Origin of the sequence: Rothia uropygialis (assembly GCF_004137765.1) — a bacterium.
Taxonomy (GTDB): domain Bacteria; phylum Actinomycetota; class Actinomycetes; order Actinomycetales; family Micrococcaceae; genus Rothia.
The window spans coordinates 80,982-103,378 of record NZ_NOIS01000005.1 but is presented as its reverse complement, the minus strand read 5'-3'; the positions used below and the strand labels follow the sequence as shown (position 1 = coordinate 103,378).

At 62.4% G+C, this 22,397-nt stretch carries 22 protein-coding genes and 1 pseudogene; 17 read left to right on the top strand and 6 right to left on the bottom strand.

Annotated features, from left to right (window positions below; translation table 11 throughout):
* The first annotated feature begins 27 nt into the window (after positions 1 to 27).
* Positions 28 to 822, top strand: coding sequence for a TSUP family transporter (locus tag EWV35_RS11605; RefSeq protein ID WP_129662093.1), 795 nt, complete (start codon positions 28 to 30; stop codon positions 820 to 822).
* Between the two features lie 52 nt (positions 823 to 874).
* Here EWV35_RS11605 and EWV35_RS13215 read toward each other — a convergent pair whose 3' ends face one another.
* Positions 875 to 1,930, bottom strand: coding sequence for a hypothetical protein (locus EWV35_RS13215; protein WP_165168550.1), 1,056 nt, complete (start codon positions 1,928 to 1,930; stop codon positions 875 to 877).
* Positions 1,931 to 2,028: 98 nt separating this feature from the next.
* Here EWV35_RS13215 and EWV35_RS13210 point away from each other — a divergent pair, with 98 nt between their 5' ends.
* From EWV35_RS13210 to EWV35_RS11550, 10 genes and pseudogenes are all read left to right on the top strand, one after another.
* A complete protein-coding gene (locus tag EWV35_RS13210; protein ID WP_165168548.1) occupies positions 2,029 to 2,676 on the top strand; it encodes a ribosome maturation factor RimP in 648 nt (215 codons plus the stop codon).
* Positions 2,677 to 2,798: 122 nt separating this feature from the next.
* Positions 2,799 to 3,788, top strand: coding sequence for a transcription termination factor NusA (gene nusA / locus EWV35_RS11590; protein ID WP_129662087.1), 990 nt, complete (start codon positions 2,799 to 2,801; stop codon positions 3,786 to 3,788).
* A 150-nt stretch (positions 3,789 to 3,938) separates the two neighbouring features.
* Positions 3,939 to 4,295: a YlxR family protein gene (locus EWV35_RS11585; RefSeq protein WP_129662085.1), complete on the top strand. Its 357-nt coding sequence runs from the start codon at positions 3,939 to 3,941 to the stop codon at positions 4,293 to 4,295.
* 152 nt (positions 4,296 to 4,447) lie between these two features.
* The gene (gene infB / locus EWV35_RS11580) at positions 4,448 to 7,435 is read left to right on the top strand and encodes a translation initiation factor IF-2 (RefSeq protein ID WP_129662083.1); all 2,988 of its coding nucleotides are present in this window, start codon (positions 4,448 to 4,450) and stop codon (positions 7,433 to 7,435) included.
* A gap of 144 nt (positions 7,436 to 7,579) precedes the next feature.
* Positions 7,580 to 8,014, top strand: a pseudogene (rbfA, locus tag EWV35_RS11575) (30S ribosome-binding factor RbfA); the annotation flags it as partial.
* A 168-nt stretch (positions 8,015 to 8,182) separates the two neighbouring features.
* Complete coding sequence (truB, locus tag EWV35_RS11570) at positions 8,183 to 9,244, top strand: tRNA pseudouridine(55) synthase TruB (protein WP_129662079.1); 1,062 nt, start codon at positions 8,183 to 8,185, stop codon at positions 9,242 to 9,244.
* Complete coding sequence (locus EWV35_RS11565) at positions 9,241 to 9,612, top strand: hypothetical protein (RefSeq protein ID WP_129662077.1); 372 nt, start codon at positions 9,241 to 9,243, stop codon at positions 9,610 to 9,612. The genes truB and EWV35_RS11565 overlap by 4 nt, the downstream gene beginning before the upstream one ends.
* Positions 9,613 to 9,643: 31 nt before the next feature.
* The gene (locus tag EWV35_RS11560) at positions 9,644 to 10,105 is read left to right on the top strand and encodes a hypothetical protein (protein ID WP_165168546.1); all 462 of its coding nucleotides are present in this window, start codon (positions 9,644 to 9,646) and stop codon (positions 10,103 to 10,105) included.
* A gap of 69 nt (positions 10,106 to 10,174) precedes the next feature.
* Entirely contained in the window at positions 10,175 to 10,900 is a 726-nt protein-coding gene (locus EWV35_RS11555) for a DUF4345 family protein (RefSeq protein WP_165168544.1), read from the top strand.
* 92 nt (positions 10,901 to 10,992) lie between these two features.
* The gene (locus EWV35_RS11550) at positions 10,993 to 11,982 is read left to right on the top strand and encodes a bifunctional riboflavin kinase/FAD synthetase (RefSeq protein ID WP_238654469.1); all 990 of its coding nucleotides are present in this window, start codon (positions 10,993 to 10,995) and stop codon (positions 11,980 to 11,982) included.
* Positions 11,983 to 12,052: 70 nt separating this feature from the next.
* On the opposite strand, the gene EWV35_RS11545 is transcribed toward EWV35_RS11550, so the two are convergent.
* From EWV35_RS11545 to EWV35_RS11530, 4 genes are all read right to left on the bottom strand, one after another.
* Complete coding sequence (locus EWV35_RS11545) at positions 12,053 to 12,880, bottom strand: aldo/keto reductase (RefSeq protein WP_129662070.1); 828 nt, start codon at positions 12,878 to 12,880, stop codon at positions 12,053 to 12,055.
* Positions 12,881 to 12,921: 41 nt separating this feature from the next.
* On the bottom strand, positions 12,922 to 13,677 hold the full coding sequence (gene mtnN / locus EWV35_RS11540; protein WP_238654467.1) for a 5'-methylthioadenosine/S-adenosylhomocysteine nucleosidase: 756 nt from the start codon (positions 13,675 to 13,677) through the stop codon (positions 12,922 to 12,924).
* On the bottom strand, positions 13,674 to 14,132 hold the full coding sequence (locus EWV35_RS11535) for an S-ribosylhomocysteine lyase (protein ID WP_129662068.1): 459 nt from the start codon (positions 14,130 to 14,132) through the stop codon (positions 13,674 to 13,676). The genes mtnN and EWV35_RS11535 overlap by 4 nt, the downstream gene beginning before the upstream one ends.
* A 62-nt stretch (positions 14,133 to 14,194) precedes the next feature.
* Entirely contained in the window at positions 14,195 to 14,482 is a 288-nt protein-coding gene (locus tag EWV35_RS11530; protein WP_165168542.1) for a helix-turn-helix transcriptional regulator, read from the bottom strand.
* Positions 14,483 to 14,588: 106 nt separating this feature from the next.
* On the opposite strand from EWV35_RS11530, the gene EWV35_RS11525 reads away from it, so the two are divergent.
* The 4 genes from EWV35_RS11525 to EWV35_RS11510 all read left to right on the top strand — a co-directional run bounded on the left by EWV35_RS11525 (position 14,589) and on the right by EWV35_RS11510 (position 18,490).
* Positions 14,589 to 15,947 (top strand): site-specific DNA-methyltransferase, encoded by a 1,359-nt coding sequence (locus EWV35_RS11525; protein ID WP_129662064.1) that lies wholly within the window; start codon positions 14,589 to 14,591, stop codon positions 15,945 to 15,947.
* Positions 15,948 to 16,029: 82 nt separating this feature from the next.
* On the top strand, positions 16,030 to 16,350 hold the full coding sequence (locus EWV35_RS11520; RefSeq protein WP_129662062.1) for a hypothetical protein: 321 nt from the start codon (positions 16,030 to 16,032) through the stop codon (positions 16,348 to 16,350).
* Entirely contained in the window at positions 16,350 to 17,195 is an 846-nt protein-coding gene (locus tag EWV35_RS11515; protein ID WP_238654465.1) for a methyltransferase domain-containing protein, read from the top strand. The genes EWV35_RS11520 and EWV35_RS11515 overlap by 1 nt, the downstream gene beginning before the upstream one ends.
* Positions 17,196 to 17,272: 77 nt before the next feature.
* Positions 17,273 to 18,490 (top strand): aminotransferase-like domain-containing protein, encoded by a 1,218-nt coding sequence (locus tag EWV35_RS11510; protein ID WP_129662060.1) that lies wholly within the window; start codon positions 17,273 to 17,275, stop codon positions 18,488 to 18,490.
* A gap of 79 nt (positions 18,491 to 18,569) precedes the next feature.
* Here EWV35_RS11510 and EWV35_RS11505 read toward each other — a convergent pair whose 3' ends face one another.
* Positions 18,570 to 19,175 carry a DNA-3-methyladenine glycosylase gene (locus EWV35_RS11505; protein ID WP_129662059.1) on the bottom strand — a complete coding sequence of 202 codons (606 nt, stop codon included), beginning with the start codon at positions 19,173 to 19,175 and terminating at the stop codon, positions 18,570 to 18,572.
* Between the two features lie 253 nt (positions 19,176 to 19,428).
* Here EWV35_RS11505 and rpsO point away from each other — a divergent pair, with 253 nt between their 5' ends.
* Positions 19,429 to 19,698, top strand: a complete 270-nt coding sequence (gene rpsO / locus EWV35_RS11500; RefSeq protein ID WP_129360613.1) for a 30S ribosomal protein S15 — start codon at positions 19,429 to 19,431, stop codon at positions 19,696 to 19,698.
* A 266-nt stretch (positions 19,699 to 19,964) separates the two neighbouring features.
* A complete protein-coding gene (locus EWV35_RS11495; protein ID WP_129662057.1) occupies positions 19,965 to 22,208 on the top strand; it encodes a polyribonucleotide nucleotidyltransferase in 2,244 nt (747 codons plus the stop codon).
* The last annotated feature ends 189 nt before the right edge of the window (positions 22,209 to 22,397 follow it).

Below are 22,397 nucleotides of genomic sequence, written 5' to 3'. Positions count from 1 at the left end.
GCCGAATGAAAGCGGGGTGCCCGGGAGGTGATCGCGGGAATCGAATCCCTGGATCCGGGCACCCTGGTTCTTGTACTCGTCGGCGGGTTCCTGGCCGGTTGGGTTGATGCCGTGGTGGGCGGCGGTGGCCTGATTCAATTGCCCGTTGTGCTCATGATCCCGGGCATGACCCCGGTGCAGGCCCTCGCAACCAACAAATTCGGTTCTCTGCTCGGAACCAGCACCAGCGCGGTCACGTACTTCCGTCGCACGACGACGCCGCTCCGGCCCTCGTTGCCGATGGCGGGCGTAGCATTCTTCGGCAGTTTCGCGGGAGCTGCGGTGGCCGCATCCTTGCCTCAAGCCGTTTTCAAACCCGTGATCCTCGCGGCCCTGATCGCGGTGGCCGTGTTCACCGTGCTCAAACCGAACGCGGGGACGCTGACCAAGCCCACGATGGATTCCCGCAGCGTGCTCGTTCGTTCGACCGTGCTGGGGCTCGTCATAGGTTTCTACGACGGTGTTCTCGGCCCAGGAACGGGCTCATTTCTGATCATCGGTCTCATCACACTGCTCGGCCAGAACTTCTTGCGGGCCAGCGCCCAGGCGAAAGTCGTCAACATGGCGACGAATCTCGGTGCCTTGGCGTTTTTCGGGTTCCACGGTTCGGTGGTCTGGGCTCTGGGCCTGCTTCTGGGCATCGCCAACATGGTCGGAGGCTATACCGGGGCCAGAAGTGCCGTGTCCCGAGGGAACAGGTTCATCCGAGTCGTGTTCCTGGCCGTGGTGGCCGTTTTGATCGTCAAAACCGGCTGGGATATCTACGCCGACGCTATCGCATAAGGACGAGACCTGTTCAGCTCCCGATTTCAGTACCCCGCTGTGGGACCATCCGTCAGGAAATTCCGGGCAGGGCCGGCACATCCCCGCTGATCTGGGTCGAGATCGCGGTGTTGAGGGCCAGCGAACGGGCGCCCCAAGCGGTCCAGGAATCAGATCCCCGAGCATCGGACTTGCCCGGCTTCTGGGATCGGATCACCCCGATCGATTCGCTGCCGATGTGATCCGCCTGTTCGGCCATGATTTTCCCCGCGTCCCGCGTAGCAGCATCGGGGAGCTTGTAGGCAGCCTTCGGCTGCGGAATCGCGGAGCAATTCTGATCCAATCCGGCACGCAGCTGTTGAAGCTGGGAAGAATGAACCGTGGCGGCGACCCCGATCCGTTCTGAGGTGTCTTCCGGTATATTGTCGACGTCCTCGCGGGCCTGGAAGTAGGACTCGGACCAGGTCGATGTGTAGAGGCCCGTCAGAACCTTCGTGAGGTCCTCGGAATCTTCCGCGTTCGATCCGTCGCCGGCTTGCTGGGAATCAGCGCCCCCGGAGGCCTTGTCCTTGGCATCGTCGGACATGGCAGGGCACAACCCGTCGGCATTCAACGCCTCGTTCTGCCCCAAACCGGTGAGGTCCTTGAGCTCCTTGCTCGCCGCCGACGACGGGTCAGCGACCTCGGCCAATGTTCCGTTCAAGAGCTGGACCGTGGCCCATTGACCGACCGAGATGGACGTCAGAGTGGCGGACTCGTCCGAGGACAGACCTGCGTTCGAAGCAAGGCCGTAAATGCGTTGTGAACTCTGAGTCATCCGCTGTGCCAGGGCCTGTACGTCCTGGGGCGCGTGATCCTCCTCGGGCTGGGCATCCTCGACCGCCGAGCGGTTCAGCGCATCGAGCTGATCGTGAATATCCGATTCGAGGCTGTCCTTTTGGGACCCGGCGACGCGCGAGCTCTGGACAGCCACTTGAAGACTCTTCAGCTCTGCCGCCGCCTGCTGCTGGGCCGCGACGCCGCCCTGATTGTGTGTGGTTCGCCACCAGACGAACCCTGAAACTGCGGCCAGGAGCAAGAGCACGATCAGCAAGAAAACAAAAACGGTCTTTGCGGCGGAACTTTTCATCCGAACGTGGTCCTCTGATGCGTTGCGGTCCAGGGTCAACTCACCATCATGGCATGTCGGGCAGGGCTGTGGGCGCTAACCTGGGGAGAGGACATGACATGACCATTACAGGAGGTCTCTTGGCCAACAACGGCTCGAACCCCAAGTCCACCACCAGCAAGAATACTTCTCGTCAACGCCGTCGGACCGCTCGGATGAAGGCCAACGCCGGATACTCGGACCAGGCACATCCGAGGAATTCCCTGTCCGACACGCTGGACCTGCCGTCCTTGCACGAGGCCATTTCGCCGGTCGTCGGGCAGTTCGACCTGGTTCTCGAAGAGGTCACCGCCCGCGGCGCAGGAAAGAATCAGACCGTGACCGTCGTCGTCGATCTTCAGGAAGACGAGGAAGGCAGCGTCAGCCTGGACACCATCGCCGAGGTCTCCGGAGCGATTTCCGAGACCCTGGACCGAACCGATGGAGACCCGGAAGAGACGTACCTGCTCGAGGTGACATCCCCCGGTGCAACCCGCACACTGACCGAACCTCGTCACTGGAAGCGCTCGCGCGGCCGGCTTCTCAACCTGCGCCTTTCGGACGGCGAAACCTTCGTCGCCCGCCTCGAGGAAACGGATGGGCGTACCGCGACGATTGCACGTCGGAAACAGACTCCCAAGGGTGTCCCGGCCAAGTATCTGGAACCGGAGGAGATCTCGGTTGAGGACGTCGAATCGGCCCAGGTCGAAATCGAGTTCAGCCACTAGGACATCCCGGCTAGAATAGGTCGGAACACAGGGGCCGCCCAGGACGGGATCCAGGCCCAGTCGGGTACCGGAGCGCTGAAGCGTTCCGGTGCTTTGGCACATAGAGCAAGGAAAGGCCAGCAATGGACATCGACATGAGCAACCTCCGACTCTTGGAGAAGGAGCGTGACATCCCAGTCGGTCAGCTGATCCAGATGATCGAGTCCGCTCTATTGCTGGCCTACGAGAAGAACCCCGGTGCGATCCGCAACGCGCGCGCCATCGTTGACCGCGATACAGGTCACGTGCGCATTATGGCTCCGGAGATCGACGAAGACGGCGAGGTCGTCGGCGAATTCGATGACACTCCGCGCAACTTCGGTCGCATCGCTGCGGCCACGGCTCGACAGGTGATTTTCCAGCGATTGCGCGAAGCCGAGGACAATCAGGTCCTTGGCGACTTCCGAGACCGTGAGGGACAGCTCGTCTCCGGGCAGATCCAGCAGGGCGGTCGGAACAACATGGTCCAGATCGACCTGGGAACCGTGGAAGGTGTTCTTCCCCCGCACGAACAGGTGCCCGGCGAAAGCTACTCTCATGGTTCTCGCATCCGCGCATTCGTCGTCGAAGCCCGTCGCGGGTTCAAAGGTCCTTCGATCACGCTGTCCCGTTCCCACCCGGACTTGGTTCGACGCCTCTTCGAACACGAGGTGCCCGAGATCGAGGACGGCTCGGTCGAAATCATGTCGATCGCTCGCGAAGCCGGTCACCGCACCAAAATCGCCGTGAGGGCGACGAGGGAAGGGATCAACGCCAAGGGTTCCTGCATCGGAGAAATGGGTTCGCGCGTCCGGGCCGTGACTTCCGAACTCAACAACGAGAAAATTGATATCGTCAGCTACTCCGAGGACCCTGCCGACTACATTGCCGGCGCTTTGAGCCCCGCTCGAGTAGCCTCGGTCGAGGTGGATCCCCATGGCAGGTTCCAGGCCCGGGCCATCGTCCCCGACGACCAGCTCTCCCTGGCGATCGGAAAGGAAGGCCAGAACGCACGTCTGGCCGCGAAACTGACGAATTGGCGCATCGACATCGTCTCCGAGTCCAAGGCTCGGGCGGCGGATCTCGCCGAATAACCGGTCATTCTGGTAACGGTCCTCACACGGGACGGTGTATTTTGCCGAATCTTTGGGGGAAACGCCCGGTGGGGGGATAGACTGGAATGCGGTCATCGACTGCGAGCGACGGCCCGAACAAGCAGGAACGGTCCGGAAAGGGGAAAGCCTATGTCTTCCCCTCCCGGTATTCGTACCTGCATCGGCTGTCGGCGGAGCGAAGATCAAACCGCACTAGTACGTGTGGTCCTGCAACGGTCGCAGGGAGCGCGAACCGGCGTCGTCGTCCTGGATCCCAAAAGGTCCTTGAAAGGACGTGGCGCCTGGTTACACCCTGACCAGGAGTGTTTGGACCGGGCGGTCAAGACCAAGGCATTCGCCAGATCTTTCCGTACCCGAGTCGATTCCGAACACCTCGAAGGTCTGTGGCGCGCGGAAGAAAACGCCGTCCTGCGGCGTTATGCGACCAGTGAGGAACACCCCCTAGCTCAATCAACGGGCGCACGAGCGTCTGAAGAAAGCGAGTAGAAAACCGATGGAAACCCGATGAGTGCCGCGCAATGAGTACTTCACTGTGCTCTGCAAACGGCGAGTCCCAAGGCAATTACGTGATTGCCGGGAGCCTTATACGGAATTAAGCGGTTTGTGCCTGTTTCGGCGCAGACCGAGACAGGAGTAATGTGGCCAAGCCCCGCGTTCACGAGCTCGCGAAAGAGCTCAACATCACCTCGAAAGAAGCGATCGCCAAGCTTCAAGACTTGGGCGAATTCGTTCGTGGTGCATCTTCCACGGTGGAGCCCCCCGTGGTGAAAAAACTGCGCGCCGCGTTTGCGGACCGCGCACAGTCGCCGTCTGAGTCGGGCAAGAAGTCCGGAGGCAAGAAGGCGTCGACTTCATCCGAGCCCTCTGATCAGAAGGCCGAGACCAACAAGGCCGAGGCGCCTACGCCCACGACATCGGCCGCACCCAAGCCAGGCGCGAAGCCCAAGCCTTCCGGCCCAACCCCTGCCACAGCAGGGAAGTCGGCTCCCAAGCCGGCAGCGGAAGAAAAGGCGGCCGTGGCGGAAGAGAAGCCCGCAGCACGGCCGGAACCGACTCCGTCGACGACCGAGGCTGCGTCCGCGAGGTCCGACGAAAAGGCTCAGGAAAAGTCTGACCAGGACTCGGCTCCCAAATCGGGCAATGCGCCCAAGCCCGGGGCTCGTCCCGGCAACAACCCGTTCAGTTCCCAGCAGGGCATGCGCACGGATTCTTCCGCGCCTAAGCCCGGCTCGGTGCCGACCCCGGGACCCCGTCCTGCGGCATCGCGTGGGGGCGCTCCCAAGCCTGGCGCCCCGCGTCCCGGCAACAACCCGTTCAGCTCCCAGCAGGGCATGCGCGGCAGCAACAACGGCAATCGCCGCGGTGGTCCGCGTCCCGCCCAGGGACAAGGCCAGGGCGGACCGCGCCCCGGCGCACCGCGTCCTGCCCAGGGCCAGGGTCAGGGCGGACCGCGCCCTGCCGGACCTCGGCCCGCCGCTGGCGCGGGTGCAGGCGGTCAGCGGGGGAACGCTCCTCGCCCGGCCGCATCCGGTGGAAACCGTCCTAGCCCGAACATGATGCCGGCCAAGATGCCCTCCAATGTCGGCGGACGTCCCGGTGGCGGCAGCCCCGGCGGGGGAAACGGTCCCCGTCGCGGCGGCCCGAGTGCCGGTGGTCCTCCGCGCGGCGGCGGTCGCGGACGCGGCAACGCCCAGGGCGCTTTCGGACGCGGAAATTCGCGTCGGAAGCAGCGTAAATCGAAGCAGGCAAAGCGCCATGAGTTGGAGCAGATGCAGGCACCCTCGGTGGGCGGCGTCGTCGTTCCCCGGGGCAATGGCGATACGGTCGTACGCATGCGTCGCGGTGCTTCGGTCATGGACTTCGCGGAGAAGATCAACGCCAACCCGGCCGCACTGGTCACCGTCCTCATCCACCTGGGTGAGATGGCGACACAAACCCAGTCCTTGGACCAGGAAACGTTCGAGCTGCTGGGCGAAGAGCTGGGCTACAGGGTCCAGATCGTCTCGCCCGAGGACGAGGAGCGCGAGCTCCTCGAATCCTTCGACATCAACCTCGACGCCGAGCGTGAGGCAGAGACCGAAGAGCAGCTCGAGGCGCGTCCCCCCGTAGTCACCGTGATGGGTCACGTCGACCACGGCAAGACCCGTCTGCTGGATGCCATCCGCCACACCAATGTGATCGAAGGCGAGGCCGGCGGCATTACCCAGCACATCGGCGCTTACCAGATCACAACCAATGTGGACGGCACCGACCGCTTGATCACTTTCATCGATACCCCAGGTCACGAGGCGTTCACCGCCATGCGTGCCCGCGGTGCGAAGGTCACGGACATCGCCGTGCTGGTTGTCGCCGCCGATGACGGCGTGATGCCCCAGACCGTTGAGGCCTTGAACCACGCCCAGGCGGCCAACGTGCCGATCGTGGTCGCGGTCAACAAGATCGACAAGGAAGGCGCGAACGCGGACAAGATCCGCGGCCAGCTGACCGAGTACGGTCTGGTGCCCGAGGAATACGGCGGTGAGACCATGTTCGTCGACGTTTCGGCTCGCCAGAACCAGAACATCGAGGAACTGCTCGAGGCTATCTGTCTGACCGCCGACGGCGCGCTCGAACTGCAGGCCAACCCTGACAAGGAAGCCCGCGGTGTCGCGATCGAAGCGAATCTGGACAAGGGACGCGGTGCGGTCTCGACCGTGCTGGTCCAGTCCGGTACGCTGCACGTCGGCGACAGCATCGTCGCGGGCGTCGCTCACGGCCGTGTCCGAGCGATGTTCGATGAGAACGGTCAGAACGTCGCCGAGGCCGGTCCTTCGCGACCCGTCCAGGTCTTGGGCCTGTCCACGGTTCCGCGTGCAGGCGACACGTTCCTGTCGACACAGGAAGAGCGCACTGCCCGTCAGATCGCTGAAAAGCGCGAGGCTGCGGACCGTAACGCTCAGCTGGCCAAGCGCCGCAAGCGCGTCACGCTCGAGTCCTTCGACGAGGCCGTGGCCGAAGGCAAGATGGACACGCTCAACCTCATCATCAAGGGCGACGTCTCGGGTGCCGTGGAGGCCCTCGAAGATTCGCTGCTCAAGATCGAGGTCGGAGACGGCAATGAGGTTCAGCTGCGTGTGATCCACCGTGGCGTCGGTGCTATCACTCAGAACGACGTCAACTTGGCCACCGTGGACAACGCGATCATCATCGGCTTCAACGTCCGTCCGGCCGAGCGAGTCACCGAACTCGCCGACCGCGAAGGCGTGGAGATGAAGTTCTACAGCGTCATCTACCAGGCCATCGACGAGGTCGAGCAGGCTCTCAAGGGCATGCTCAAGCCGGAGTACGAGGAAGTCGACCTTGGTTCCGCAGAAGTCCGCGAGGTCTTCCGCTCTTCCAAGTGGGGCAACATCGCCGGCTCGATCGTGCGGAGCGGTCTCATTCGCCGCAATGCCAAGGCTCGCCTGGTACGTGACGGCAACGTGATTGCGGATTCGCTCAACATCGAGTCGCTGCGTCGCTTCAAGGACGATGCAACCGAGGTCCGTGACGGTTACGAGTGCGGTATTGGGCTCGGATCCTTCAATGACATCAGAGAAGGCGACATGATCGAGACTTGGGAGATGCAGGAGAAGCCCCGCGACTGATCGCGTGGTTGAAGGACCTGCCGCCTGAGTAGCGGTTGAAGAAGCATCGGGCCGGTGTCCAGGAGTAACCTGGACACCGGCCCGTTTTCCACGGAATGCACAATTTTCCGCGCCCACCAGGGCGCAATGACATGAGGAGAGATCATGGCTGACGCAGCCCGCGCGGCTCGCATGGCGGACCGCATCAAGGTCATCGTGGCCCAAGCCCTCGAACGCCGAATCAAGGATCCCCGCCTCGGCTTCGTGACGGTCACGGATGCTCGGGTCACCAATGACCTTCAGCACGCCACCGTTTACTACACGGTCTACGGGACCGAAGAGGAACAGGCAGGCACCCGCGCCGCCCTCGAATCGGCGAAAGGCATCCTCCGTTCGGAGGTCGGGAAGAACATTACGGCTCGCCTGACGCCGACGCTGACTTTCGTTGCCGACGAAGTTCCCGTGAATGCGAGCCACCTCGAGGACATTCTGAGGCAGGCCCGCGCCCGCGACGCCGAATTGGCCGAGGCCGCCGAGGGCAAGACTTTCGCCGGTGATGCCGATCCGTACCGACGCGAGGACGAAGAGACGGAAGCGCAGGGCCCGGACGAGGCCGTCGCGACCCCCCACATGGACGCCGCCCGCGGGGACAGCGGCAACCTTCGGACCGCCTACGATCCGGTCGAGGAAGACTTCGGAGACGGCTCCAGCAGCGATCCCGATTCAGGGGCCAAAGAGGTCCGTGAGACATCGGGGGATACCGAGTAGGTGGCACGTCATCGCGACCGCCACGATGGCGGGCCTTCGGGCCTCGTCGTCGTCGACAAGCCGGCGGGTCTGACCAGTCATGACGTCGTCGCCAGAATGCGGAAGATAACCGGTACGCGGCGTGTCGGTCACGCTGGGACTTTGGACCCGATGGCCACCGGCGTACTCATTCTGGGCGTCAACAAGGCCACCAAGTTGCTCACCTGGGTCAGCGGCGAGTCCAAGACCTACAGTGCGACGATCCGACTGGGGCAGGGGACCGTGACCGACGATTCCGAGGGCGAGGTGAGCATCACGGCTGACCCCGTGAAGGTGGCGTCCCTCGAGGAATCCGCGATCAACGCCGCGGTCACCGAACTGACAGGCCGGATCCTGCAGGTTCCGTCGTCCGTATCCGCGATCAAGGTCGACGGGGTCAGGTCATATGCCAGGGTCCGGTCGGGGCAAGACGTCGAGCTCGAGGCCCGCCCCGTCACGATTGAGTCCTTCGACGTCCACGACATTCGGCGCGTCTCGACGGCATCCGAGGAATCGGGGGAGACATCCGTGATCGACGTCGACGTCACGGTTTCGTGTTCGGCCGGCACCTATATTCGGGCGTTAGCCCGCGACATGGGTGCACGGCTCGGTGTGGGAGGCCATCTGACGCGCCTGGAGCGGTTGAATATCGGCGAGGTATCCATAGACGACTCCTCGACTCTCGAAGAGCTGGCCCAGGCGAGGGACGAAGGCCGTACCATCCCCATGCTCTCGGTCGAGCATGCGGCGGAGAGAATCTTTGTGCGCCGGAATCTGAGCAATGACGAGGCGACCTCGCTGTCGAACGGTCGGTGGATCGCCCCGAGCGCTCAGATCGAGCCAGGTTCCCCCGGGGCCAGTGGGAAGCGGGCCAACGAGATCGTTCCGGCTTGCGAATTGGCCGCGGGTTTCGCCCCGGACGGGACCTTGGTCGCGCTGGCACAGAACCAGCGCCGCAGGGGGCTCGACGTCGCGGTTCCGCACCTCGTATTCCGATCGGGCACGACTTTTCCTGTCGAAGCGGAAAAGGAGGCTGAATCATGATCGCAGGTTATGACCTGTGGTTCTGGATCGCTCTGGTCCTGGGCCTCGTGTCGGCGCTGGTCTGCTTGGTGCAATTCCTCCGTGGCAAGGTTCCGGACGACTTCTCCCAGGGCTCGGTCCTGATCCTCGAGGCGTTCCTCGTGGTGTATCTGGTCGGCTCGGTTGTGATGCAAATAGTCACCGATGGGCCCTCCGGTGACGCCTGGGAGTATTACGGTTATCTGCTGACCGCAATGCTGATACCCGCAGGAACTTTCGTGTGGTCGTTGACCGAAAGAACCCGGTGGTCAACGTTGGTGTTGGCCGTTGCCGGACCGATCATCCTCGTGATGGTCCAACGCATGAACGTACTGTGGTACTACTACTGAGTCCTATCCCGAGAGAGCCATCAGAGAGGTCATGACTGACATGAACGACGTCGAGGCGAACGCCGCACATCAGACCCGGGGACCTGCCGCGAAATCCAAAGGCCCCGGAATGCTGCTGGTAGCCGTGTACGCGCTTTTCTCCCTGTCGGCAGGGGCCCGTGCGCTCTACCAAATCATCGCCAAATTCGATGAGGCGCCCGTATCCTTCGTCCTTTCCGGAGTCGCCGCCGCGATCTACATCTACGCGACCATTTCCTTGGCGCGCAAAGGTCTGGGAGCGTACTGGGCCGCCGTGTGGGCCATAGCAATCGAGCTGTGCGGCGTGATCGGCGTCGGGATCTTCTCTTACCTTCGACCGGATCTGTTCCCGCTGGCATCCGTGTGGTCGCATTTCGGCTCCGGGTACGGATATGTGCCTCTGGTCCTGCCTATCATCGGGCTCCTGTGGCTGTACCGAAACCGACCCGGTCGCGGCGTTGAACGCGCGAAGTAGACCATGACCGGCCCTATCGGCCATAAAGTGGTGCAAGACAGATCTGATACTCCGTGAAAGGAGCCAATCGTGACTCACCCGTCCAGCCCGGAGAACAACAACGAGCAAAACGGCCAGCCCAGGGGCCCCTGGGAGAACAGCCCGGAATCGGAGTCGACCGGTCCGGCCGGAACATCGCGAGATAGCGCCGAGCCGTCCTCGACTGCCGGGCCGGAACGGTCCGAGGCATCCGAGTCTCGAACGAGGCCGCAGCCTCGCCAGCCCCATGCTGAACAGGCCCGGAAGAAGACATCCGCCACCCCCGGGCCGGCCAAGACGTCGTCCAAGCCCGGCAAACAGCAGGACTGGGGAATCTTCCGGACCGTCGTTGCACTCTATGGTTTGGTGATCATTGCATACGGCGTATGGCAGATCTTCGCCGGAACGGCTTCCTTGCCCGGTGAGACGGAGGAACCCAGCGCCACCGCGGCCTCGTCCTACGGAGCCCTTGCGGCGGTTCTGTGCGGCGTGGGAGCCGCTTTCGTCGCGATTGCCGTCAAGTTCAAATGGGCCAACGTCCTGTGGTTCGTCTGCCTCATGATTTTCCTCGGCGGAATCGGCCGAATCTTCTCGTGGGCGATTTTCGGACTTCCCCATGCCGTGATGATTGTGGTCATGGTGCTCGACCTCGTGATCCCGCCCTGCCTGCTGGTCTGGCACGCCTGGATCAGTAAGGCCAATCGTATTCGTGTCGAAATGTCTCAGGGTGCTCCGCAGGCCGCACCCCGAAACAAACGCGGTAAAAAGCGTTCATAACTGCACCCTCGGGAACGGCAGTGCGAGCGCACAAGGACTAGACTGATGGCCGCGGCTCGAGAACCGAGCCGCGGTCTGGCATGAGGAGATTCGTGGACTGTTTCAGGAGCCTGGACGAGATCCCGGAGGAATTCGGCCCCACGGCGGTGACCATCGGAAATTTCGACGGAGTCCATCGCGGCCATGCTCGCGTCATCGAGACGGTCGTTTCGGAAGCCCATTCCGCCGGGCTGCAAGCCGTTGCGATTTCCTTCGATCCCCATCCTGCTTTGGTGCACCGACCGGACGTCCCGCACCTTCCCATCATGGGCCTGCAGGACAGCCTTGACCTCCTCGAGGAACTTGGGCTGGACGCCCTGGTTCTGCTGCCGTATTCCCTCGAGTTTGCGCGAGAGACGCCCGAGGATTTCATCCGGGAAACCTTCGTCGAAGGTCTCCGGGCCAAGAAAGTCGTGATCGGAGCGGACGTCCGGTTCGGCCGCGACAATTCGGGCGATCTCACCACAATGCAGGAACTGGGGGTGGAGTACGGCTTCGAGGTCGTCGTGGTCGAGGACCTCTCGACCGACAACGACCTGAACGAACTGCACGACGAAGACCCGCATCGGCGGTGTTCTTCGACTTGGATTCGTGAGCTCCTCGCGGCAGGGGACGTCGAGGCCGCAACGCACCTGTTGGGCCGCTATCACCGGATGCGCGGAGAAGTGATCCACGGCGCTGCTCGGGGACGGGAACTAGGCTTTCCCACGGCGAATATGTCTCCGGAATCCGATGGATTGATCCCCGCCGACGGCGTATATGCCGGCTGGCTCCATGACGAGGCGGGAATGCGGTGGCCGGTGGCTATTTCCGTGGGGTCAAATCCGACCTTCGAAGGAGTATCACGGCAGGTCGAAGCGCACGTGATGGGGCGGCCGCACGAAGAGGTCGAGGATTTTGACTTGTACGGCCAACATGTGCTGCTGGAATTCGTGGCGCATTTGAGGCCAATGGTCGCCTATGAAGGTATGGACGCCTTGATCCGTCAGATGTCGAAGGACGTCGACGACGCTTGGCGCGTGCTGGGCCCTGACGAGGCCTGAAGGACAATCATCCGCATAGACAGAAGCCCCAGCGAGGACATCCTCGCTGGGGCTTCTGTCTATGCGGTCTCTAGAACTCTTCGTGGGTGCGGGGATCGTACCCCTTGAATGCGATCCCCGTGTGGAGACGCTTGATGACGCCCATCTGCTCAGGGCTGAGATCCCATTCGAAGACGTTGAGGTTCTCTTCCATCCGCTCGGGTGTCGAGGTCTTCGGAATCGGGACGATCTTGTTCTGGACCATCCATCGTAGAACGACCTGGGCCGGGGTCACGCCGATGGTGTCGGCAATATCGCCCAGTTCGGGGGTATCCTCGAGACCTTGCATGCGGCCCAGTGGTGACCACGCTTGGGTCACGATCTTCTTCTTCTCGTGGTAGGCACGGAGCTTTTCCTGCTGCTGTCGCACCTGGAGCTCGATCTGGTTGACCACAGGAAGTTCGCTGGTCTCCTCGCCGAGACGGTCGATGTGCTCGGGCAAGAAATTGGAGGTGCCGATCGACCGCACGAGTCCTTCGTCCTTGAGCGCGATTAAGGCTTTCCACGATTCGACGTAGAGATTCACCTTGGGGTTGGGCCAATGAATCAAGTAAAGGTCCAGGTAGTCCAGACCCATCTTCCGGAGGGACTCCTTGGCCGCGGCGATGGTTGGCTCGTATCCGTGGTCCTTGCCCGCTAGCTTGGTCGTCACGAAGATCTCTTTCCGGTCTACGCCGGAATTGTGGATTCCTCGCCCTACGCCTTCTTCGTTTCCGTATTGTGCGGCCGTGTCGATTAAGCGGTGACCGCGCATAATGGCCTCGGCGACATTGACCTCCGCCTCGGCATCGGACATGGGGTAGGTTCCGAAACCGACGGCCGGGATCTCATGGCCATCGCGCAGGTTATGAGTAAGCATTAGGGTCTCCTGAAATTCGGTTGTGGTCTCCTGACGCGAGTTTACGCGTCCGGGAGATGGCTCGTACGGATCACGGCCAGGACGGCCTCCGCAGACCTCTGGGCAACAACTTCCACGGCCATGTGAAAGTCTTGGTCGGCCGCCGGCCCGCAAAGATCCGAGATGCCCCTGATGGACAAGAACCGGGTTCCGTGGCTCGAGCACACCTGAGCGATAGCGGTGGTTTCCATATCGGTCGAAATCGCGTGGGGAAAAGCTTCCCGCGCGTCCTTGACGTTCGATTCGGTGACGAAGGAACCTCCCGCGAGCATCTGTCCCACATGGTGCGTCCCTTCGCGAGCAGCGACCGAGCGAGCCGCGTCGAGCAAGGTCTCATCCGAGGCATAGTCGACCGGCATGCCAGGGACCTGGCCCCGCTCGTAGCCGAATGCGGTCGCATCGGCATCCGTGAACGTGTACGAGTCTCCCACCGCCAGGTCGCCTACCTCGACGTCCCGGCGCAAGCCTCCGGCACTACCGGCAGACAACAACGCCCGTGGTTCGCACGCGGCGATCGCCGTAGTCGCGGCGCTGGCCGCGTTGACGAGGCCGATGCCGGACCGGACCAACAGGATCGGGCGCCCCCGGTGAGTCAGGGGAGTATAGCGGGCTCTGCCGAAATCGACCGGTTTGCCCAATCGGTCGCAGGAATCGAGGAAAGGGGAAGCTTCCTCATCCATGGCGACTTGGACGACTACCCCGCCGGCCACCGCTTCGCACATGTCCTCCGACAACGGGTTGATGCGGGCTGGGCTCACGCGTAGACCTCGTCCCAGACCTCACGCTGGTCGAGGAAGCCTCCGACGGCGCCCTGTGCCCCGGCCAGGGTGTGGTTGGCACCCCACCCGCACTGGGTTTCGTTGGCCGCGGGAACTTCGGTCGCGCCGAGAATGTCGCGGAACGTCGCTTCCAGTATCGGGAGGAATGCATCTGGTTCCAGTCCGAGGGTCAGGGCGTAGAACCCGGTCTGGCAACCCATCGGGGAGAAATCGATGAGGGCATCCGTGTGATTGCGCATGTGCTCGGCCGTGAGGTGTTCGATCGAATGGACGACCGGCATCTCGAGGTGACCCTGATTGGGCTGGGAGAACCGGACATCGTACTTGATCAGGGTATCCCCGCCGGGTAGTTCTTTGCGGTCAGCAATGCGCACGTACGGCGCGGCGACCTTGGTGTGGTCCAAGTTGAAGGATTCAACGTTCATCTTCTGCATGCATCAATTGTCGCGCACATGTGCGGTTTAAGTCAGGGGCGGCAGAACGGACCGTAATGTAGCTAGGTGGTGAGACCCTCGTCGGCGTCGTCAGGCCAGAGCGCTTTGAGGACTTCTTCCCGGGGAATCTCGAGGATTGCGACGACTTTCATGAGAGATCGCAATTTCGGATTCGATGGGCTCCGAGTCGCTCGATCGCTGAACCCGTATTCCATTTGCTGATAGTGCTGGCGGGAGATTCCGGCTTCCAGAGCCACCTTCTCCTGAGTGATACCCAGATCGGCCCGATGGGACTGCAGAAGGCTCCCGAGTCGCAACGCGGTCTGGCGATCAAGGGAGTCGGAAGTCATTGCACCAGAATCGGGTCGCCCGGAGGTCAGGTCTACCAAGTGCACATGGCAAAACTTCGCTATCCTTGTGTGCAAAGTGTACATGGCATGAGGTAGGGGTACAACAGTGCAAACACAGGCCCGCCGGAACGCAGCTGGAGGCCCCATCGAAACATACGGTCTTACCTGGCCCGGCAAGTCAGAATCCCAGAGGCTGGGGGAGAGCGCGACCTCGGCCCGCCTGGTTCCCCATTCCCCGGGGAAAGCCGGAGCCCCCGTTGCGGAGGGGAACCTCGTGATCGAGGGCGACAGCCTCGAGGCCCTGAAAATCTTGAGGCGCACGCACGTCGGAGCCTTCGGGCTGATCTACATCGACCCTCCGTACAACGTGGGGACGAAGGCCGACTACCGGGACTCTTTTCATCGGTCTCAGGCTCTCGAGGATCGCGCCGCAGGAGTGTCCGAGGAGCCGGGGCGGTGTACCGCTCGCTCTAGCGCAGGCCGGTTGCATTCGCTCTGGCTGGATCTCATGTACCCCAGGCTTCGAGTCGCGCGCGAGCTGCTCGCGTCCAATGGGGTCATTGCCGTTTCGATCGATGACGCAGAAGCGCCCAGACTCAGGCTGCTCCTGGACGAGATCTACGGAGAGGAGAATTTCTGCGCGACGATCGTCTGGGAAAAGAAATACTCCCCGGCCAACGACTGCCGAAACTTCTCGGTCGTTCACGATTACCTGATTCTCTATGCGGCATCACCTGCCTTTCGCCGCAACCTCCTGCCTCGGACCGAGGCCATCAATCGGCCGTACCGCTACGACGACGCCGATGGTCGTGGCCTCTACCGGACGAGCGACCTCTCGGTACGCACATATTCGCAGGCCGCGGACTATGCCGTGGTGAACCCGCTGACCGGAGTCAAGCATTTTCCGCCTCCCGGGCGGAGCTGGGGATATTCGCCTCAGGCCATGCAGCGTTTGATCGACGCGGGGCGGATATATTGGGGCGCGGACGGAACACGCGCCCCTCAACTCAAGCGATACCTTGGGGAAGTCCAGGATGGAGTTGTTCCGACGACCCTCTGGACTCGCGACTTTGCCGGGCACAATCATCTGGCCAAAAACGACATCAAAAAGCTCTTCGGAACCACGGCCGTGTTCGAGACCCCGAAGCCCGTGCGCCTAATCCAGCGACTCCTTCAGGTCACCACCGGCAAAGATTCACTCGTGCTCGACTTCTTCGCCGGGTCGGGCACCACGGCTCATGCGGTGATGCGGCAGAACGCTCAAGACGGTGGCAGCCGGAAGTTCGTCCTCGTGCAACTCGACGAGCCGATCAATGCGGCGCGGAAGCCAACGGTGGCCGGTGAATTCTCGACGATCGCGGACGTCACTCGCGAGCGCGTGCGTCGGGCGGCCGCGGCATTACGCGAAGAATTCCCCGAGCTGGATCCCGCCCTGACCCGTTTCGCGGAGCTCAAGGTCGTCTGAATCATCACGTCTCATTGGCGAACATTCCTGTGGTGCGCTATACCGGACAAGTCAGATTGTCTTGAAGGAAAGGTGGCGGAAAATGTCCGCTCTCGCCCCCACGCTGTTCTCTACCGCAGGTTTGATCGGAGGCTATAAAGTAGCTCGCTCCACGGGAAACCGCCCGCTCGGCGGCGCTGTTCTGGCTGTTGCCGGTGCGGCCGCGTTCAAAGGCTGGCAGAAAAATGCGGGAACCGGAACGGCTGCGGTCCTGACCGGTTTTTATGTCCTCTCCTTCGGTCTGTCCCATCCGCTGGCCAAGAAGATCGGGGCCTGGCCGAGTGTTTATGCGGTGACTGCGGCGACCGGTGCCGCGTCGGCCGTTTTGGGGCGCGACGTCGCATCGCGCACCTCCACCAAGTAGTGAGCACATTGCCTTCCCCGGATTCGGCAGGCGCTGCGCAGGAACGCACGCGGTGGGATCCCGAGCAGTACCTCAAATTCGGTTCTGAACGAGCTCGGCCGCTCGTGGACCTCCTCCAGAGGATTCCGCTGACCACGGTCCGGAACGTCGTGGACTTGGGTTGTGGGCCGGGTTCCGATACCCCGGTCATTCACGGGCACTGGCCCGAGGCGGTGGTGCACGGTGTCGACAGCAGCCAGCAGATGATCGACGCCGCCCGAGTCCAAGGGGGGTCTTCCGCTCGGTACGAGCGTGCCGACGTCAAAGAGTGGTTGGCCGCCCGCCAAGTCCATGGCTGGGCAGGCGAGGTGCCCCAACTCATTGTCTCTAACGCCCTGTTCCAATGGGTCGACGGCCACGAGAGATGGCTTCCGCAAGTGGCAGACCTCCTGCCGAACGGCGGTGTCTTCGCTTTTCAGGTGCCGGGCAATTTCGACGCACCGTCCCACGTTCTGTTGCGCGAGATCGCTGGCCAACCGAAGTATGCCAGGCATATCCACGAAAAGCTCCGGGACAAAATCATCCGGGCCCGGGAGTATTTGGCTCTCCTGTCCCGTCCGGGATGGTCGGTGGACGCCTGGGAAACAACGTATCTCCACGTTCTGCAAGGGGAAGACCCCGTATTCGACTGGATCTCCTCAACCGGGGCCCGTCCGGTGCTCAATGCCCTCCCGGAGCCCGTCAAGAGCGAGTTCGTCGACGAATACAAAGCAGCGCTTCGGACGGCATACCCGGCCGAAGCCCACGGGACCGTGATGCCGTTCCGTCGGGTATTCGTCGTGGCCGCGCGGCTCGCCGAAACCTGATGTCCCGACTCGACCTCACGAGTTGTACCAAGATGTGAGATATCGAGGAAATCACACGACACGCGGAAAGAAGACTAATGACTACGGGAAATACCGAATTCACCCCACGGCTCGCGCGCAATTTTGCGGATACCGAAGATTCTCCGGTCCGTGCGCTCCTGGACCTGGTGAGCCGACCCGGGGTGATCTCCTTCGCGGGCGGTATTCCGGACTCGTCCTTTTTCGACCTGAGCGCCATCCGCGCGGCCTACGAGGCATCCCTGGCTCGGCCGGAGCGTTCGCTCCAGTACTCGTCGAGCGAGGGCGAGCTCGAGCTTCGCGAAGTGATCGCCGCGAACCTCACGTCCGAAGGTATTGCCTCCCAGTCCGACGACATTCTGATCACCACGGGCTCGCAGCAGGGCCTGACCCTCATGGGACAGGTGATGGTCGACAAGGGGGATGTCATCCTCGTCGAAGACCCCACGTATCTGGCCGCATTGCAGACCTTCGGGTTGGCTGGAGCACGTTTTGAGGCCGTCGAGTGCGACGACGAAGGCGTGATTCCCGAGGCCTTGGACCGGGCGATAGCAGCGCATCGGCCAAAGCTCGTCTACCTCATCCCGAGTTACCAGAATCCGAGCGGTCGCACGATGTCGGCGCGGCGTCGCAACGACGTTGCCCAGATCCTTCTCAGGACCCAAACCATGCTGATCGAGGATGACCCGTATTCGAGCCTCCGGTATTCCGGTGAAGCGCTCGAGCCGATCTGCGCGATCGAAGGCATGGCGGAGCAGACTGCGCTCCTGCAGACATTGTCCAAATCCGTTGCTCCCGGTATCCGCCTCGGTTGGGCGCGCGTGCCGTCCTCGATCCGCGACGCGATGATCGTCGGCAAGCAGGCCATTGACCTGCACAGCTCCACCGTGGATCAGTATGCGGCCGCTTACTATCTCGCTCATCCGGAGACGCATCAATCCGATGAGGAGAAGCTCCGGGTTTATGGCGAGCGTCTGCAAGCGATGGTTCGCGAGCTGCCTCATGCTCTTCCAGAAGGCTCTCGAGTGACCTCGCCCCAAGGGGGAATGTTCTTGTGGGCCGAATTGCCGGAGGCATATGACACGGATGCTCTGCTGCCGTATGCGATGCGGGAAGGTGTTGGGTTTGTACCCGGCAGCTCATTCCACGTGGACACGAGCATCCGGAACACGATGCGAATCTCCTTCGTCACCAACGCGGAAGAGGAAATCGTCGAAGGCGTGGCGCGACTTGGCCGAGCGGTTGCCGCCTACGAGGCGGAACAGCTGAAGGCGTGACCCCGTCCTTTCTGCGAGACGACAATGATGCGCTGTGTCGGGGCGTTGCGCAGGAGCCGTCTCGCCGGGACATCCGGGCTCAGCCGACTGCGACACGTCGCGAACGCGGGGAACTGACCGTCGGATCGTTGGGGATCCAATACCGCAAGGGAGCATCCGCATTCTTGCTGATGCCGATGCGCTTGCCTCTGACGTGCTCGACCGGTTCTCGAGGTTCTTCTATCCAGAATTCAATGGTGGAATCCGAGATGTGGCGTCCCCGAACCGCTTGATGGACCGGTGTTCCGTTGTCCATCAAGCTGAGCCCCAGGGCGGAACCCAGGTTCCCGGGTCCTCGGGCCAGGCCGGCGTCGAGGACGCTCTCGCCGCGTCGGATCCGCACCTCATCCCACCCGGAAACCACCTCTCCGGCCCGCATCAGACAACCGGAGGCGGTTCCGTCGGGGGAGCAGACCAGGTTCCCGGCACGGTGAATCCCGTACGACGCGTAAACATAGAGGTGGCTGGGCTCGCCGAACATCGTCGCGCATCGCGGCGTCGGACCCTTGTGGGCGTGCGACGCCGGATCCACTGTGCCGAGGTAGGCCTCGACTTCCGTCAACCTGATCGCGACCTGGCCACGATGAATTACTGCCCCCAGAAGCTGGGGGGCCACGATGTCGGCAGACTGGGTGAAATCGATCATTGCACCATCGTGGCACGCCGGGTCGCGAGTCTCACAGTTCGGAAACGGCCCGTCCGGGCGGGTGTTCTTCCGCAGATCGGTTCGATCAGCTAAGCTGGAGATTACGTCTGGCTGCAGTCCGTGGTTGCCAGGCGTCCCTCGTGCCGTGATCCTCGGTCGGCGATATCCGTCCGGGACTGTCCTCGGTGCGTTGGGTCCCCGGCGGCATTCGCCGTATCGGGCCGTTCACGGCACTAACTCTAGGAGTTAATCAGTGGCACTGGATCCCGCTGTCAAGCAGGAAATCATCAAGGAATACGCAACCCACGAGGGCGATACCGGTTCGCCCGAGGTTCAGGTTGCAGTTCTGACTCGTCGCATCAGTGACTTGACCGAACACCTTAAGTCCCACAAGCACGACCACCACTCGCGTCGTGGTCTCATGATTCTCGTCGGTCGCCGCCGCAACATGCTCGGCTACCTGCGTCGGATCGACATCGAGCGTTACCGCGCGCTGATTCAGCGTCTCGGAATTCGCCGATAAAGACGACAAGCGTGAGGGGCGGCGCCGCTGTGACGGAATCCGGCTTCCAAACATGGAAGACTGGATAACGGACGGCAGCGCCGCCCTCTCGCTACCCATAGCGAGTTCCCACGGAAGGATCCGTGGGACTTCAGTAAAAATACGCGTAGGGCCCATCCTCTCCTTGCGGTCCTCGGTAGTGGCCTCCGGATGAATTCATCCGTGGGCCTCGATCGAAGACCGAGTCGAGGCGGGTCCGCGCGAAGTACAAGAAATGGAGGTGACCCTTGGAGGGTCCCGAGATTCAATTCGCAGAAGCCATTATCGACAATGGCAAATTTGGTCAGCGTACCGTTCGCTTCGAAACAGGCCGCTTGGCCAAGCAGGCAGCGGGCTCCACGCTCGTGTCCATCGACGAAGAAACCAGCATGCTGTCGGCAACCGCCGTCGGCAAGCACCCCCGTGAAGGATTCGATTTCTTCCCGCTGACGGTCGACGTCGAAGAGCGCATGTACGCCGCGGGCCGCATCCCGGGCTCGTTCTTCCGCCGTGAGGGACGCCCCTCGACGGACGCCATCCTGGCCTGCCGTCTGATCGACCGCCCATTGCGCCCCGCGTTCGGCAAGGGAATCCGCAATGAGGTCCAGGTCGTCGTGACCGTTCTGACGATCGATCCCGACGAGATTTACAACACCGTTGCCATCAACGCGGCTTCGATGTCCACGACCCTCTCCGGAATGCCGTTCCAGGGGCCGGTTGGCGGCGTCCGCGTCGCGCTGATCGACGGTCAGTGGGTTGCATTCCCCAAGCATTCGCAGCTGGAAAACGCCGTGTTCGACATGGCGGTTGCGGGACGCGTTGTGACCAAGGCCGACGGAACCGAAGACGTCGCGATCATGATGGTGGAGGCCGAAGCCACCGACACCTCATGGGACCTCGTCCAGTCCGGCGCGACAGCGCCGACCGAGGACGTCGTGGCGGAAGGCCTCGAGGCAGCCAAGCCCTTCATCAAGGCGCTGTGCGATGCCCAGTCGGATCTGGCCAAGCGTGCCGGCAAGCCGGCCATGGAGATCGAGCGCTTCGGCGGATACGCCGAAGAGGTGGCCCAGGCGGTCGAGTCCAAGTTCTCCTCAAAGATCAAGGACGTCTACTCCATCGCAGGCAAGCAGGAGCGCGAGATCGCTTCCGAAAACCTGCAGAAGGAAGTTGCCGAGGAACTCGCCGGTGAAGGCAAAGAGTTCGAAGGCCGCCTCGAGGAAGTCAATGGTGCTTTCAACGCCTTGACCAAACAGACCGTGCGCCAGCGCATTCTGACGGATCAGGTCCGCATCGACGGCCGAGGACTGACCGATATCCGTCAGCTCACGGCAGAGGTAGAAGTTCTGCCGCGCGTGCACGGATCCGCGATCTTCGAGCGCGGCGAAACCCAGATCATGGGTGTCACCACGCTCAATATGCTCAAGCTCGAGCAGCAGATCGACTCCCTCTCTCCGGTCAAGACCAAGAGGTACATCCACCACTACAACTTCCCGCCGTATTCCACGGGTGAGACCGGCCGCGTCGGTTCCCCGAAGCGCCGCGAAATCGGTCACGGTGCGCTTGCGGAACGCGCGATCACCCCGGTCCTGCCGTCGCGTGAGGAATTCCCTTACGCGATTCGCCAGGTTTCCGAGGCGCTCGGCTCCAACGGTTCAACGTCAATGGGATCCGTGTGTGCCTCGACCCTCTCGCTGCTCAACGCCGGTGTGCCGCTGCGCGCTCCGGTGGCAGGTATCGCGATGGGCTTGGTCTCGGACGAGGTCGACGGCGAAACTCGTTACGCCGCTCTGACCGACATCCTCGGCGCAGAGGACGCATTGGGCGATATGGACTTCAAGGTCGCGGGTACATCCGAATTCGTGACCGCGATCCAGCTCGACACCAAGCTCGACGGAATCCCCGCCTCGGTGCTCGGTGCCGCGCTCAAACAGGCTCGCGAAGCCCGCCTGCACATCCTTGACGTGCTGACGGCCGCGATCGACGTTCCGGATGAAATGAGCGAGTTCGCCCCGCGCATCATCACCGTGCACGTTCCCGTCTCCAAGATCGGCGAGGTCATCGGCCCGAAGGGCAAGATGATCAACCAGATCCAGGAAGACACCGGCGCGGACATCACGATCGAGGACGACGGAACCGTTTACATCGGTGCCGTGGACGGTCCTTCCGCTGAGGCCGCCAGGTCGGCGATCAACGCGATCGCCAACCCCCAGGTTCCCGAGGTCGGAGAACGCTACTTGGGCACGGTCGTCAAGACCACGACCTTCGGTGCGTTCGTTTCCCTGACTCCGGGCAAGGACGGGCTGTTGCACATCTCTGAGCTGCGCAAGCTCAACGATGGCAATCGCGTGAGCGACGTCGAAGACGTCGTTGGCGTCGGGCAGAAGGTACAGGTCGAGATCACCAAGGTTGACGACCGCGGCAAGCTCTCGTTGGCCCCTGTGGTCTCGGAAGAAGAGGCCGCAACCGCCACCGAGAGTGACGACGAGGAGTAATTTCCTCCGAATCTCTCCCACGGAAACCCCGGTCGGATCCCAGCGGATCCCGGCCGGGGTTTTCGTCGAATTGGACGATATGTCCGGGGGCCTTAGACTCGTCGCCGGAGGCCGCCGCGATCGACGACGACTCATTGCGAACCGGCTCGTCCCCCTGCCACCTGATCAATCTGAGGAACTGACTGAATA